Raw genomic sequence first — 15057 nt, 5'->3', positions numbered from 1 at the left:
CTACTCCAGCTCAAACGCTCCGGTGTACAGCTGGTAATACGTACCCTTCTGGGCAATCAGGTCATCATGGTCACCACGCTCAATGATGCGTCCGTGATCCAGAACCATGATGGCTTTACTGTTTCGGATGGTGGACAGACGATGCGCGATGACAAGCACGGTTCTGCCCTCCATCAGGTTATCCATACCCTGCTGTACCAGCGCCTCGGTACGGGTATCGATGGAGCTGGTTGCCTCATCCAGGATCATGGCCGGCGGATCGGCCACGGCCGCCCGGGCAATGGAGATCAACTGGCGCTGCCCCTGGGAAAGGCTGGCGCCGTTTCCGGTCAGCATGGTGTTGTAACCGTCCGGCAGTCTGGTGATGAAGCTGTCCGCGTTGGCCAGCTTTGCAGCCGCAATACACTCTTCATCGGTTGCATCCAGACGTCCGTAACGGATATTCTCCAGCACAGTTCCGGTAAAGAGGTTGACCTCCTGCAGTACCACGCCGAGAGAACGGCGCAGGTCTGCCTTGCAAATCTTGTTGATGTTAATGCCATCGTAGCGGATTTTACCATCCGGGATATCATAGAAACGGTTGATCAGGTTGGTGATGGTGGTCTTTCCTGCACCGGTCGCGCCAACGAAAGCGATCTTCTGTCCCGGCTTTGCAAACAGGGAGACATCATGCAGCACCAGCTTCTCCGGCACATAGCCGAAATCCACATGCTCCAGACGGATATCGCCCTTTAACTCGGTGTAGGTAACCGTGCCATCCGGGCGCGGATACTTCCAGGCCCAGATATGGGTTGGATGATCCGCCTCCACCAGTTCACCATTCTCATCATGTTTTGCGTTGACCAGAGTAACAAATCCATCGTCCTCCTCCGGCTCCTCATCGATCAGCTCGAAGATACGGCCTGCACCTGCAAGACCCATGGCAATCAGGGCTACCTGGTTGGAGCTCTGGCCCACGGTCTGAGCCAGCTGTCTTGACATGCCCAGGAATGTAATGATAATGCCGACAGATACCGGACTGAAGCCTCTCCAGGTCAGGTTCGGCGCCTGGAAATAAACCATCAGGCCTCCGACAATGGCCAGAACCACGTACATCAGATTACCCATATTGCCGAGAATCGGCATCAGGGCGTTGCCGTACTGGTTTGCCGTCTTGCTGTCCTCGAACAGTTTTTCATTGTATTTCAGGAAATCCTGCTTTGCTTCTTCCTCATGACAGAATACCTGAACGACCTTCTGACCTGACATCATTTCCTCAACGAAGCCCTCTTCCGCTGCCAGAGAGCGCTGCTGATACATCATGTATTTGGAACTCATGCCGCCAAATTTCTTTGTCACCGTCAGCATACCGGCTACAAACAGGCAGACTACGATAAACATCGGAATGCTAAACCTGGTCATCATAATGATCATTACCAGGATGGTCAGAATCGACTGGATCAGCATCGGCATACTCTGGCTGACCATCATACGGATAGCATCGGTATCGTTCGTATAGGTACTCATGATATCGCCGTGGGCATGGGTATCAAAATACCTGACCGGCAGAGTCTGCATCTTCGTGAACATGTCCACACGGAAGTTCTTTAAGGTACCCTGGGTTACCGTTGCCATAATGCGGGTGTAAATCAGGGATGCCAGCACGCCAAGCGCATAGATCACAGCCATGCTTCCGAAAATGGAAACCATCTGCAGCCACACCGTGTCCATGCCGTTCTCCACGCCCGGGAGAATGCACTGGTCAATGAGCATCTGAATATAAACAGTCTGTCCCACTGAAGCCACTGCCGTGATGATAATGCAGATGATCACCGTGATCAGATGTGCCCGGTAGTGGGAAAACAGATATGCCATCAGGCGCTTAAAGGTGCCCGGACGGATGCCGGAGCCTTTTTCGTTCTTCATTCGACTCATCCTCTTACGCCTCCTTACTCTTAGTCTGGGAATCGAAGATTTCCCGGTAAATGCCATTTAACGCAACCAGTTCGTCATGGCTGCCCTGCTCGACAATGCGTCCGCCATCCATGACAAGAATGAAATCCGCATCCTGTACGGAAGAGATACGCTGGGCAATGATGATCTTCGTGGTGTCCGGAAGTTCCTCGCGGAATGCTTTCCGGATCAGTGCATCAGTCTTGGTATCCACTGCTGAAGTGGAGTCATCCAGGATCAGGATACGCGGCTTTTTCAGCAAAGCTCTTGCAATACACAGACGCTGCTTCTGTCCGCCGGATACGTTGGTACCTCCCCGCTCGATATAGGTGTCGTAACCATTCGGGAACTGGCTCACGAACTCATCTGCCTGGGCCAGCTTGCAGGCGTGAAGAATTTCCTCATCGGTCGCGTTCTTGTTGCCCCAGCGCATATTCTCCTTAATCGTACCGGAGAACAGCACATTCTTCTGAAGCACAACAGCAACCGCATCTCGCAGGGATTCCAGATTGTACTCCCGGACATCCTTTCCAGCTACCTTCACGCTTCCCTCCGTTACATCATACAGACGGGAAATCAGCTGAATCAAGGTGGTCTTGGAAGAACCGGTTCCGCCGATGATGCCTACCGTCGCACCGGACGGGATATGCAGGTCAATGTCTGCCAGGGCAAACTTTTTGCTCTTCTCAGAATATTTGAAGGAAACATGGTCAAAATCCACGCTTCCGTCAGCCACATCAGTACTTCCGTTTTCCGGGGAAGTCAGGCAGCTTTCATGCTCCAGCACCTCCGCGATACGCTCCGCGCACTCAGAAGCCATGGTAGTCATAATAAATACCATGGAAAGCATCATAACCGAAGCCAGAATCTGCACACCGTAGCTGATCAAAGAAGACAGCTGTCCGGTGGTCAGTTCCGTCGCGCCGGAATTCACGATCATCTGGGCACCAATATAGTAAACCAGGAACATGGACAGATACATGCAAAACATCATGGTTGGGTTATTGAAAGCCAGGATTTTCTCAACAAAGGTGAAGTCCTTGCGCACATCCTCCGCGGCCCTGTCAAACTTTTCTGTCTCATAAGACTCGCGGACAAAGGATTTTACCACACGGATGCCGGCTACGTTCTCCTGTACGGAATTATTTAAGGCATCGTACTTTTTAAAGATGCGCTTGAAGATCGGATGTACGTGAATGGCAATGCCAAACAGCACTGCTGCCAGAATCGGCAGGATGCATAAGAAAATCAATGACATCTTTACATTGATGGTCATAGCCATGATCACGGAAAAGAGGATCATCAGCGGAGTCCGCACAGCCAGACGGATCAGCATCTGGTAAGCATTCTGTACGTTGGTAACATCCGTTGTCATACGGGTTACCAGGGATGACGCGGAGAATTTATCGATATCCGCAAACGCGAAATCCTGGATTTTAAAATACATATCCTGTCTTAAGTTTTTCGCAAAACCACAGGATGCTTCCGCTGCGTTGCGCGCGGCCAGTACGCCAAATCCCAGGGATACGGTGGCCATGACCAGAAGGATCAGGCCATATTTTAAGAGTGGTGTCATCGTGTCAGCAGACAGATGGTCAATCAGCTTTGACATCACCAGTGGAATCATACACTCGAGCACAACCTCGCCTGCTACAAATAGCGGTGATAAAAGAGACTGCTTTTTGTACTGCCGTACACTTTTCAGTAAAGTCTTAATCACAAACATTTCCTCCTTGTTACACTGTTTCGTAAATTACTGTGCCAAATTCTTCAGCATCTTGTCTGTCACAGTAAAAAAGACCTGCATCTCTTCGTCCGGGATTCCAGCTGTAAGCTTCTGCTCCAGCTTCTCCAGGCCTGAGAGTACGCAGTCTTTGTACTGTAATGCTTCTTCGGTCGCAACAATCTTTTTTCTTCTGGCATCATAAGGTACCGGCTCTTTGCGGATGAGCCCGCGCTGCTCCAATTCTTTTAACAGGGCGCTGGCTGTGGGGGGCCGCAGGCCAAACTCTTCTTCGATATCTTTCTGGAAGAGGTCTTCTTTCTGATGTGTCGCCAGAATAAAATGAAGTGTGCGTCCCTGTGCCCCGCTGAACATTCCGGAGCCAAAGGCCGCACACATCTCTCTGCTGATTCCGTTTGACAAACGTTTGATGCTGCGCATGGCAATTCGTTCTTCCTGCTTCATTGCACCTCATCACACTGTGTGGCTATGCAGCCGTTCTCTGAATTCCTGTATGGAATATCCTTCAGCCGCACATTTTATTTAGTTTCCTAAGTATATTAGGTCATAACCACCAATTTGTCAATCGGAAAATTGTGAACTTTTTATGAAATTATGATCGAACCTTCTGTTTTGGAGCTTTTGGGGCAGTAGAATCATGCCTTGGCAGACTTCTGGCTCCGGCGCTTCTGGTCCAGGTAGGAAACTGCGGAAAGTGCCGCGATATTTCCCTGTCCCGCCGACTTGATATACTGGTAAGGCCGTCCGGCAATGTCACCGCAGGCAAAGCAGCCTGGTACATTCGTCTCCATCTGCAGATTCACCGCCACATGGTTTCCATCCATCTGTAAGCCCGGCACCAGGTTCTTCGGAGACACGCTCTCTCTTAAAATGAAGACGCAGTCCACCGGATAGCTGTTCTCGTTTGTCACCAGCACATCCGCCTTCATGCCGCCGGTAATCTCCTTCGGCACTTCCTTCACTACCGTAATCTTCTCCGAAACCTCCACCGGTTCTTTATACATTGGGATATAGTAGACCTTCTCCGCAATATCAGCCAGGAAATCCGCCTCCGCCTCTTCGGATTTCTGATAACCGATCACAGCCACGGTGGCTCCGCGGTAAAGGGGCGCGTCACAGGTGGCGCAGTAACTGACACCGCGGCCTAAGAATTCTTCTTCCCCCGGAAGCGGCTTTCCAAAATTCACACCGGTGGCCAGAATGACGGTCTCTGCCTCACAGATCTCCTGCCCCACCTGCAGGGAAAAATAATCTCCCATGGGGTAGATCAGGTTCACCCGCTCCTCCGCAATCGGAACCTGCATCCGGTCAATGTGCTCCTCAAAAGCCTTGCCAAGCTCTGCCCCGCTGATGTCCGGAAAGCCAAGATAGTTCTGAATTTCCTGGGCCTTCTGAACCTTGCTGCTCAAATCCCTGCTGCCCACCAAGAGAATCTTCTTTTTGCGGATGGCTGCTGTGACTGCTGCCGAAAGCCCCGCCGGGCCGGTGCCGATAATGGCAATATCGTAACGTTCCATAGATTCGTAATCTCCTTTGTGTATATTTTCATTTCTGCTCTGTTTCTATTATATACCATCCATGCCCGGTTTCAAAAGTTGAAATTTTTTCATTTTTTGAAACCGGGCCTTCTGATAAACATTTCAAATTTTTTCAAAAATTCCGAAAAAAAGTGCTTGCACACTTTCGACTTTTATAGTATAGTATATTCTTGTCGGCGGGAGTGCTGGAATTGGCAGACAGGCTAGACTAAGGATCTAGTGGCAGTTATGTCGTGTGGGTTCAAGTCCCATCTCCCGCAGGTATGCAGAAGTGGCGGAATTGGCAGACGCGCACGGTTCAGGTCCGTGTGGTAGCAATACCTTGTGGGTTCGACTCCCATCTTCTGCATTGCAGAAAACGAGCCATCGTACAGAATTGTGCGGTGGCTCTTCTTTTTTTACGCTATCCCCAAAGATTTTCCAATCAGCAAAATTATCCCAAAAATCCAGCTCGTTAATACACCAAATAAAATGACCGGACCGGCAATCGTAAAAATCTTGCAGCCGATTCCAAACACATGCCCCTCTGCCTTGTATTCAATGGCCGGAGCCACCACAGAGTTTGCAAATCCGGTAATGGGAACCAGCGCCCCGGCGCCGCCCCATTTTACAATTTTCGGGTAGATGCCAAAACCGGTCAGCAGAACGCTGGCCAGAATCAGTTCGATCAACATCCAGGTCTGGGCTTCTTCTTTTTCCATTCCAAAGTAGTTCATCATCAGCATCACCGAGGCCTGCCCCAGGGCGCAGATGATGCCGCCGGTTATAAATGCGTGCAGCATATCGCTCCCCAGTTCATTGACCGGGGTAATCTGTTTGACGTATTCATCGTAGGCTTTTTTATTTAATTCCATGGTATATTCCGTCTCCTTCGCTCTGTTTTTTCCATGTTCACTCAGTCATCATGCTCAGTTCCTGCATTGCAGCCGACCATTCTGCCTCCACAGACACCGATTTCAACCATCATCACTCCGCTGCCATCCCGCACAGAAAATACGCCAGGGACCCGGCCAGTTTTCCCAGCGCAATGGACAGGATCAGATACTGCAGTCCCACCGCCAGATAGATTCTCCGACTGATGACCGGCAGTGCCTTTAAGGTCTCCGCCAGGGACATGACCAGGCATCCCACAAAAATTCCCACCGCCAGTCCGAAGATGCCGAGAAACAGCGAGGAGAATCCCGCCATGGGTATGGGAAATTCATACAGATCCGCGATATTTCCCAGAACGCCCCCGGTTACGATTACCGTTCCGTACAGCAGAATGTGCCGCTTCGTCCCGGTCTCCCCGATCAGACGCGGAAACACACCGATGATAACCAAAAACGCAAAGACTCCGGCCGCGATGATGCCTCCGGCGCTAAGCCCCACAAAAATGAGAGCCAGATTACGAAACATCGATGCCCCGCTCCTTTCTGGAATCGTTCTGGATCACAGTTTTGCAGATGTTATCTTCATACAGCCGCATCTCCACCTCCAACGGTGTCGGATCCGTGTTGATCTTCCACTTCGCGAAATGGTTAAAAAACGCAATGATTCCAACCGCCAGTCCCACCGAGTAGGACAGCTCCAGAATCGTATGCCCGCTTGATTCCTGCCCGGTGATCAGCCGGTACACCTCACCAAACACCAAAGTGACGCTGACATCGTTGTTGAAGGTCATAATAGCGAAGGCCGCCCCGCAAAAGCAGATGATGCAGACAAAAATGGTCTTGCACCACTGCCAGAAGAGGTTCTGCTTTACCTCCGGCTGGTAATCAATGATAAACTCCACCTTTCCCACATTGTTGACAGTTACGGAAGAATCTGCCGCTTCCATAAGCCGGATCACATTCAGGGCATTTTCCACATAGCGTTTCCGCTTCTGCTCCCGGATAGTCTTGATTTTCAGGCTGGCACAGCGGTTCTGCACATGGGTATCGCTGCAGTAAACCTCCGCTACATCCTTCACCTGAATATCCGGCTTATGCAGTTCCGTGATTTCCCGCAGATTCAGGTAGACAGTGTTCTGCGCGCTCATGCGGCCACCTCCCGGGTGATGGAGAGAACCAGTGTCCCATCCGGATCCTTTCGATTTTCCCCACGGTAAAAACAAAGCCACACCACTGCCATGACCAGAAGCACAGCCCCCAGCACGGCCAGCAGCATGGCCTTTGATTTCCAGAATTTCATTCCTGCTCATCCCTTTCCCGCCGGATCTCCCCATGCTTGCTGAATGATACCGCAGCATCTTCATCTCGCAGATTCTTCTCAGCATCCATGACCATCTTCCAGCTTTCTGTACTCAGTATGCGCAGTTATGCCCCCAGATATTCCCGCATCTGCTTCAAGATCCGCTTTTCCAGCCGCGACACCTGCACCTGAGAAATGTTTAAATCCGCGGCGATCCGGGTCTGGGTCTGGTTTTCAAAATAGCGCCTCACGATGATTTCCCGGTCCTTCTCCGGCAATTTTTCCATTAATTGTTTTAATACCAGCCGGTTCATCAGCTGCTCCTCGTCCTGCGTTCCGTCCGGAATCCGGTCCATGAGGCGCAGGCCGCCTTCTTCTCCATTTCCGGTTTCACGGTACAGCGATTCCACCTCTGCCCCGGCTCCCATGCAGGCTGCCACCTCCTCACAGCTGATATCCAGCTCTGCCGCAATCTCGGAAAGTCCCGGCTCCCGCCCAGATTTTGCTGTCAGAGCTTCCCTTGCCCTGCGGATGCGAAGTGCCAGCTCCTTCATGGAACGGCTCACCCGGATCATTCCGTCGTCCCGCAGGAAACGCCGGATTTCCCCGGCGATCATCGGCACCGCATAAGTAGAAAAACGCACCTGAAAATTCAGGTCAAACTTGTCCACTGCCTTTAAGAGGCCAATGCACCCGATCTGAAACAGATCCTCCAGTTCGTGTCCCCGTCCGCTGTAATGTCTTGCCACACTCCAGACCAGCCCCACATTTCCCATGACCAGCTGCTCCCTCGCTTCCTCATCCCCGGCATGGGCACGCCGGATCAGCTCCATTGTCTCATCCATGCAATCACCTGCCGATTTGTTTTCTCATGACAACCTTCGTCCCTTTGCCCGGCTCCGACTCCACATGCACCTGGTCCATAAAGGCCTCCATAAAGGAAAAGCCCATACCGGACCGGGTTCCGGTCTTGTCCGTAGTAAACATGGGTTCCATGGCCTTCTCCACATCCCGGATCCCCACGCCGTAATCTTCCACCACCACCGTCAGTTCTTTTCCTTCCGTCTCCACCTCCACGGTAATGGTGCCGCTCTCCCCGCCATATCCATGAATCTCCGCATTGGTGACCGCTTCTGAGACAGCGGTCTTCACATCATCAATTTCCTCCAGCGTCGGATCCAGGCGGCTCATGAACACCGCTACCACCACCCGGGCAAACTCCTCATTTCTTGAAAGGCTCTCCAGTTCCATCCGAAAACGCTCCATATGCTTCCCATCCTCCCGTTTTTCAGCTTTTCGATTCTTTCGTCCTGCCTGTCCCAATTCCTGGCAGCCGCAGCTTCCACCGGTCTGTTTCCATTTCCGGCAATCGCAGCTTCCACCGGTCTCAGCCAGCAATCGCCGCTTCCTTTGTGTCAAAATATTTCATCAGCCGCCCAATGCCTCCAATGGCCAGTACCCGGCCCACCTGGGCATTAACCCCGTAAATCGTCACGGTTCCGCCGCTTCCTGCCATCTGTTTGTATCGGTTTAACAAGATTCCAATGCCGGAGGAATCCATAAATTCCGTCCGTGAAAAATCAAAAACCACTTTGTTGATATAGTTTTCTGACAAAAGCAGATCGGTCTCATATTTTAAATTCCGGCAGTTGTGATGATCCAGCTCCTTTGGCAGATGAATCACCAGAGTCTGTCCATGAGCCTCGTAGGAAAAAGTCTGTTCGTACATAGAAAATCCCCCATTTCTTATAATCAGCGGACGCGCCGCTGGAGCCTCCCTGATCTGCATAGCAACGAAAAAAGGTACGGCAGAGTGCGCTTCTCACGCTTTCTCTGTCGTACCTTCTGTTCTGTTTTGATTCGTCTTTGCGCTCTGCAAATTCCGTTTTAGTACCCTCTCTGGGTCTTTGCGTCATCCACATACTCCGAATTCGGATAATTCATGATGACATCCGTAAAATACTGCGCCGCCGTCTCCTGATCTCCGGCAGTCACATAGGCCATACCGAGCTTGTAGATCACCTCCGGGTTGTCTCCCTTGATCTGCAGGCTCTTCTGGTAATAGTCTGCTGCCCCTGCCGCGTCTCCGGCCGCCAGAGCCTCATCTCCCAGATTCATCAGAAGCGTATAACCGTTTTCTGACATGTCCTTCTGAATCCAGGCCACCGTCTCGTTCAGCACGCCATCATTTAAGACGGACCAGTCAGTATCCACATAAAGAAGGGTAGCCGTTTTCTGATCCTCATCCCGGTATGCCTGCAGAATCTTCACCAGATTCTGATACTGGGCCAGAGTTCCACCGCTGGAATTCTGCAGAGTCTTTAAATTCTCCTCTGCCTCACTCTGGGCGCTCTTGGCCTCTTCCATTTTCTGGTTCAGACTGTCAATCTCTATGTTCTTCTGATTCAGCTCTTCCAGTGTGTTTTTCAGTTCCTGATTATGCTTCGCGTTCAGCGTCTCGGTGTTGGCTGGCATGACCAGGAAAAAGATCACCATGGCCCCAAGCACCAGACCCACCAGAATGTTAAGCACCGACTGCCAGCCTGTATTTTCCTTGTAGCTCGGCGGCAGGATGATGTCATCATCCTGCATCTGCCGGTGGGAAAAGGCGTTTTTCAGCTTACGCTTTTCCACCTCAGCTTTACCGGTGTTGTGCTTAGCCACATCCATGTAGCGCTGTGCCCATGGGTTGTAACGGTCAATTTTCAATGCCTGATACAGACACCGGCCTGCCTTGATGTAATCCTCCTGATGAAGATATAAAAGTGCCAGAAGCTCCTGTGCCTTAACATACTGCGGAAACTCTTCCACCATGCGCATCAGAAGCAGCGTTGCCAGATCTTCGTTGTCATTCTGGGCGTAGATCAGGGCCTGATTATACTTCTTGGCGGCCTGATCTGCCAGCTCCAGATATCCTCTCGCAGCATGAACCTTGCGCAGGTATTCCTCCGCCAGATTGTCCTGTTCCTGCAGGTTTAGGCTGATGACCCACTGGGTCAGCGCCGCGCCCACCTCACCGATCTCATTGTAAATAAGACCCAGAAGATTTCTGGCTTCAGTCTGGTATTTGTCAAACCGGAGACTCTTCTTCAGCGCATCGGCCGCGCCGGTCAGATCCCGGCTTCTTGCCTTCTCCAGGCCAATGTTGTAGTATGCATTGGCAATCTGCCGGTTTTTTGTTCCTGTTTTCATAGTCGTTTCCTGTTACTCCCTGTTCTTCAGCAGTTCCACCATCAGATCTGTCATGTCTGTCAGATCTTCTTTTACGATCTGCGTTTCCACATCGCCCACTTCCAGGCTCGGCTGGAACCGTGCGATCTCTTCTTCAAAATCCAGCATGATTAACCTCTTTTTCTTAACTTTAAGTCCTCCAGAATCTCCCCGATCAGATACAAAGATCCCACCATATACAGGCGGTCTTCCTCTTTCTTTTCGGAAAGGACATGCTCCAGTGCGTCCTTTGTGGAGTCAAAGGCCGTCACCTGGCTGCATCCGGCTTCCTCGAACTGCTTCGCCAGCGCATCCACCTGAAGGCCCCGCTCACTCTTTAGCTGCACTACCGTAACAGATTCCGGAGCGAGTTCTGTACAGAGCAGACGGATCATCTCATGGTAGTCCTTATCCGAGACTGCGGCAAAGAGGAGCCGGATATTCCCACTGTTCTGTGCCTTCACCGCCTGAATAAACGCGCGGATACCACCCGGATTGTGGGCGCCATCCACCCATACATTCGGAGCCACCTGCTGCATCCGTCCGGTCCAGTGAACCGAGGCCAGTGCCTTTTTGCAGACCTGGGCAGTCACACCTGCAACATCCAGCACGTTTAATACCTTCACCGCCAGGGCGGCATTCATGGCCTGATACGGTGCCGCAAAGGAAACTTCCCGGTAGGAATCTGCTGCCGTAAGTCCGTAAGCCGCACTGCCAAGCCGTTTCGCAGCCGCCGCGATGACGGCTCCTGCTGCCTGGTCATTGTTGTCGTACACCACCGGCACGCCCTGCTTGATGATGCCGGCCTTCTCTGCCGCGATCAGCTCCACCGTATCGCCCAGATACTGGGTGTGGTCAAGGCTGATGGAGGTGATGACACAGGCCAGCGGATGGCGGATCACATTGGTGGTATCCAGCCGTCCGCCCAGCCCTGTCTCCAGAACCACAAAGTCCGGCTTCATCCGTCCGTACAGATCCATGGCCATGAGAAACACAAACTCAAAAAAGGTTGGATGTGCGTAGCCTTCTGCCGTCAGCTTGTCCGTGACTGCTTTTACCCGGGTGAAGCTCTCTGAAAATCCGGCTTCTTCCACGGGACAGCCGTCCAATAAAAACCGCTCCGTCACATCGGTAAGATGCGGGGACACAAAGGTCCCCACATGATATCCTGCCTCCATGAGCATAGCGGTTAAGTCCGCGCAGACCGAACCTTTTCCATTGGTTCCGGCCACATGGATGATCTTTAACTGCTCGTCCGGATTTCCCAGTGCTTCCAGGAAATTCCGCACCTCATCCAGCGTATTTTTCTTTTTTGTCCAAAGCGGGATCCCCAGCAGGTAATCCCGCGCTTTTTTGTCTATCATTGTTATATATGCCTGTCCACTTCATATTATGAACAGTTGCTGAAACCATTTGCCAAATTGCTTCTGTTGCTGCAGATCAGTGCATTTTCTGCACCAATTCTGCAAACGACTGCCTTATTACTGCAGCTGTGCCAGGCGAGCCTTCACCTGCTCCATCATCTGGGTATACTTCTCCAGCTTTGCCTTCTCCTCGTTGATCTTTGCTTCCGGAGCCTTGCTTACGAACTTCTCGTTGGACAGCATGCCGTTTACGCGGGCCAGCTCCTTGGTGAGACGTTCTTCCTCTTTCTGCAGACGCTCAATCTCTTTCGCGATATCAACCAGCTCTGCAAACGGAATGTAGATGGATGCCTCCGGGATCACTACGGATACCGCATCATCGGCAATGCCCTGCTTGTCAGACTGTAAGAATACCTCACTTGCGTAGCCCAGGGTTGCGAAGAATACCTTGCTGTGCTCGAAGATCTGGAGCAGCTTCTGGTTCTCGGAAACCACGTATACCTTTGCCTTCTTGCTCGGAGCCACGTTCATGGAAGTACGGACGTTACGGATTGCGCGGACCGCTTCCTTGATGGTCTCGACTGCGTACTCATCCTGCTCGAAGCTCCACTCAGCCTTGTACTCCGGCCATGCGGATACCATGATGGACTCTTCCTCATCCTGCAGGTTGCAGAAGATCTCCTCGGTGATGAACGGCATATACGGATGTAACAGCTTTAAGGAATTGATCAGAACGGTCTTTAAGGTCCACAATGCGGCAGCCTTGGTGCTGTCCTCATCGTTCCACAGGCGCGGTTTTACCATCTCGATGTACCAGTCGCAGAACTCCTCCCAGATGAAGTCGTAAACCTTCTGCAGGGCAATACCCAGCTCAAACTTATCCAGGTTTTCAGTCACATCCCTGGCAAGGGTGTTTACCTTGGACAGGATCCACTTGTCTGCCATAGTCAGGTCATCCAGAGAAACCTCATGAACCGGAGCCTTCTCCATATTCATCATGATGAAACGGGACGCGTTCCATACCTTGTTTGCGAAGTTACGGCTTGCCTCAACACGCTCCCAGTAGAAACGCATGTCGTTGCCCGGTGCATTTCCGGTGATCAGGGTCATACGCAGCGCATCTGCGCCGTACTTGTCAATAACCTCCAGCGGATCGATACCGTTGCCCAGGGACTTACTCATCTTGCGGCCCTGGCTGTCGCGCACCAGACCGTGGATCAGTACGGTGTTGAACGGGCATTTTCCGGTCTGCTCGTAGCCGGAGAACACCATACGGATAACCCAGAAGAAGATGATATCGTAACCAGTTACCAGCACATCAGTCGGATAGAAGTATTCCAGCTCCTTGGTCTTCTCCGGCCAGCCCAGGGTAGAGAACGGCCACAGTGCGGAGGAGAACCAGGTATCCAGGGTATCCTCATCCTGCTTTAAGTGGGTACAGCCGCACTTCGGACACTTCTCCGGCATGGATTTGGCAACGGTGATCTCGCCGCACTCCTGGCAATAGTATGCCGGGATCCGGTGGCCCCACCACAGCTGTCTGGAAATACACCAGTCGCGGATTCCCTCTAACCAGTGCAGATAGGTCTTGCCGAAGCTCTCCGGAACAAACTTTAAGTCGCCATTCTTTAAAGCAGCGATAGCCGGTTTTGCCATCTCATCCATGCGGACGAACCACTGCTGTTTTACCATCGGCTCAACAGTGGTCTTGCAGCGGTCGTGGGTTCCTACATTATGGGAATGCGGAACAACCTTCACTAACAGGCCCTGAGCCTTTAAGTCCTCAACCATAGCCTTGCGGGCCTCGTAGCGGTCCATGCCGTCGTACTTGCTGCCCTTGCAGTCGATGGTTGCGTCATCGTGCATGATGCAGATCTCAGCCAGGTTGTGGCGGCGTCCTACCTCAAAGTCGTTCGGGTCATGCGCCGGGGTAATCTTCACACAGCCGGTACCAAACTCTTTGTCAACGTACTCATCTGCGATGACCGGGATCTCACGGTCAGTTAACGGCAGCTTTAACATCTTGCCGATGATGTCTTTATAACGCTCATCCTCCGGGTTCACTGCAACAGCGGTATCACCCAGCAGAGTCTCCGGACGGGTGGTTGCGATCTCAACGAAACGGCCTTCCTCACCAACGATCGGGTAGTTGATGTGCCAGAAGAAGCCGTCCTGCTCCTCATGCTCAACCTCTGCATCGGAAATGGAGGTCTGGCAGACCGGACACCAGTTGATGATGCGGGAGCCTTTGTAAATGTAGCCTTTCTCATACAGCTTTACGAATACCTCAAGCACTGCATCGGAGCAGCCCTTGTCCATGGTGAAACGCTCTCTGTCCCAGTCAGCGGAGGAACCCAGCTTATGCAGCTGCTTGATGATGCGGGTGCCATATTCCTTCTTCCAGTCCCAGCATGCTTCCAGGAATTTGTCACGGCCCAGGTCGTGCTTGTCCACGCCCTCTTTTCTCAGCTTGTCGATGACCTTAACCTCGGTCGCGATTGCTGCATGGTCGGTACCCGGCTGCCACAGAGCCTCGTAGCCCTGCATTCTCTTATAACGGGTCAGGATATCCTGCATGGTGTTATCCAGTGCATGACCCATGTGCAGCTGACCGGTAATGTTTGGCGGCGGCATCACGATGGTGAAAGGCTTCTTGCCCTCTCTCTTTCCACGCTCAGCATCTGCGTGGAAGTACTTGTTGTCCAGCCATTTCTGATACAGTTTTTCCTCAATGGCGGAAGGATTGTAATTCTTTTCCAGTTCTTTCATGGTCATTTCCTTTCTGTATGGGTAGAAATCTTCTTTTTCATGGCGGGCCCCTGCGTTATAAAAAGAAAGCCCTCCATGCAGAATCTGCATTCTGCATAAAGGGCGAAAAGTTCCGCGGTACCACCTTTGTTTCTCACTTTGTCACTGCTGCTTCATGAACAACAGCTGTCTCCTTAACGCGGATCAGACGGGAACCCCTACTTTGTATCGGTCCGGTTCGCAGATGCCAGTTCGAAACACTCTGCGCTCCAGACATGATTCAGGATTCCGGCTCCGAAGCTACCTTCCGTGCGTGCCCTCTGAAACCGCCTTTCAGCCGATGGACGGT

15 protein-coding genes and 2 tRNA genes are annotated in these 15057 nt (G+C 52.0%); 2 read left to right on the top strand and 15 right to left on the bottom strand.

Translation table 11 applies throughout. From position 1 onward, the window contains the following. From WMO41_RS05035 to WMO41_RS05020, 4 genes are all read right to left on the bottom strand, one after another. Complete coding sequence (locus WMO41_RS05035) at nucleotides 1-1914, bottom strand: ABC transporter ATP-binding protein (RefSeq protein ID WP_349228820.1); 1914 nt, start codon at nucleotides 1912-1914, stop codon at nucleotides 1-3. Between the two features lie 4 nt (nucleotides 1915-1918). Next, entirely contained in the window at nucleotides 1919-3658 is a 1740-nt protein-coding gene (locus tag WMO41_RS05030) for an ABC transporter ATP-binding protein (RefSeq protein WP_494338428.1), read from the bottom strand. Between the two features lie 27 nt (nucleotides 3659-3685). Beyond that, on the bottom strand, nucleotides 3686-4120 hold the full coding sequence (locus WMO41_RS05025; protein WP_349228818.1) for a MarR family winged helix-turn-helix transcriptional regulator: 435 nt from the start codon (nucleotides 4118-4120) through the stop codon (nucleotides 3686-3688). Between the two features lie 191 nt (nucleotides 4121-4311). Next, entirely contained in the window at nucleotides 4312-5193 is an 882-nt protein-coding gene (locus WMO41_RS05020; protein ID WP_349228817.1) for an NAD(P)/FAD-dependent oxidoreductase, read from the bottom strand. 197 nt (nucleotides 5194-5390) lie between these two features. Here WMO41_RS05020 and WMO41_RS05015 point away from each other — a divergent pair. Both WMO41_RS05015 and WMO41_RS05010 read left to right on the top strand, forming a co-directional pair. Beyond that, nucleotides 5391-5474, top strand: a tRNA-Leu gene (locus WMO41_RS05015). Between the two features lie 5 nt (nucleotides 5475-5479). Further along, nucleotides 5480-5563 (top strand) — tRNA-Leu (locus WMO41_RS05010). Between the two features lie 49 nt (nucleotides 5564-5612). On the opposite strand, the gene WMO41_RS05005 is transcribed toward WMO41_RS05010, so the two are convergent. The 11 genes from WMO41_RS05005 to WMO41_RS04955 form a co-directional block, all read right to left on the bottom strand. Then, a complete protein-coding gene (locus tag WMO41_RS05005) occupies nucleotides 5613-6068 on the bottom strand; it encodes a SpoVA/SpoVAEb family sporulation membrane protein (protein WP_349228816.1) in 456 nt (151 codons plus the stop codon). Between the two features lie 112 nt (nucleotides 6069-6180). After that, nucleotides 6181-6612, bottom strand: a complete 432-nt coding sequence (locus WMO41_RS05000; protein WP_349228815.1) for a stage V sporulation protein AB — start codon at nucleotides 6610-6612, stop codon at nucleotides 6181-6183. Continuing rightward, nucleotides 6602-7234: a stage V sporulation protein AA gene (locus tag WMO41_RS04995; RefSeq protein ID WP_349228814.1), complete on the bottom strand. Its 633-nt coding sequence runs from the start codon at nucleotides 7232-7234 to the stop codon at nucleotides 6602-6604. The genes WMO41_RS05000 and WMO41_RS04995 overlap by 11 nt, the downstream gene beginning before the upstream one ends. Beyond that, nucleotides 7231-7386 (bottom strand): hypothetical protein, encoded by a 156-nt coding sequence (locus WMO41_RS04990; RefSeq protein WP_349228813.1) that lies wholly within the window; start codon nucleotides 7384-7386, stop codon nucleotides 7231-7233. Before WMO41_RS04990 ends, WMO41_RS04995 begins: the two co-directional genes overlap by 4 nt. 125 nt (nucleotides 7387-7511) lie before the next feature. Continuing rightward, nucleotides 7512-8231: a SigB/SigF/SigG family RNA polymerase sigma factor gene (locus tag WMO41_RS04985; RefSeq protein WP_349228812.1), complete on the bottom strand. Its 720-nt coding sequence runs from the start codon at nucleotides 8229-8231 to the stop codon at nucleotides 7512-7514. Nucleotides 8232-8235: 4 nt separating this feature from the next. Next, nucleotides 8236-8652: an anti-sigma F factor gene (gene spoIIAB / locus WMO41_RS04980; protein ID WP_177292430.1), complete on the bottom strand. Its 417-nt coding sequence runs from the start codon at nucleotides 8650-8652 to the stop codon at nucleotides 8236-8238. A 121-nt stretch (nucleotides 8653-8773) separates the two neighbouring features. Further along, nucleotides 8774-9115 (bottom strand): anti-sigma factor antagonist, encoded by a 342-nt coding sequence (locus WMO41_RS04975; RefSeq protein WP_177292428.1) that lies wholly within the window; start codon nucleotides 9113-9115, stop codon nucleotides 8774-8776. A 158-nt stretch (nucleotides 9116-9273) separates the two neighbouring features. Beyond that, a complete protein-coding gene (locus WMO41_RS04970) occupies nucleotides 9274-10578 on the bottom strand; it encodes a tetratricopeptide repeat protein (protein ID WP_349228811.1) in 1305 nt (434 codons plus the stop codon). A 12-nt stretch (nucleotides 10579-10590) separates the two neighbouring features. Beyond that, a complete protein-coding gene (locus WMO41_RS04965) occupies nucleotides 10591-10725 on the bottom strand; it encodes a hypothetical protein (RefSeq protein ID WP_279221191.1) in 135 nt (44 codons plus the stop codon). Between the two features lie 2 nt (nucleotides 10726-10727). Further along, nucleotides 10728-11960: a bifunctional folylpolyglutamate synthase/dihydrofolate synthase gene (locus WMO41_RS04960; RefSeq protein ID WP_349228810.1), complete on the bottom strand. Its 1233-nt coding sequence runs from the start codon at nucleotides 11958-11960 to the stop codon at nucleotides 10728-10730. 117 nt (nucleotides 11961-12077) lie between these two features. Beyond that, the gene (locus WMO41_RS04955; RefSeq protein WP_349228809.1) at nucleotides 12078-14729 is read right to left on the bottom strand and encodes a valine--tRNA ligase; all 2652 of its coding nucleotides are present in this window, start codon (nucleotides 14727-14729) and stop codon (nucleotides 12078-12080) included. Between the last annotated feature and the right edge of the window lie 328 nt (nucleotides 14730-15057).

The sequence above is a fragment of the Ventrimonas faecis genome (assembly GCF_040096075.1).
GTDB classification, from domain to species: Bacteria; Bacillota; Clostridia; order Lachnospirales; family Lachnospiraceae; genus Brotaphodocola; species Brotaphodocola faecis.
Note: the sequence above shows the minus strand (reverse complement) of the source record. Positions and strands in the feature narration are given on the sequence as shown.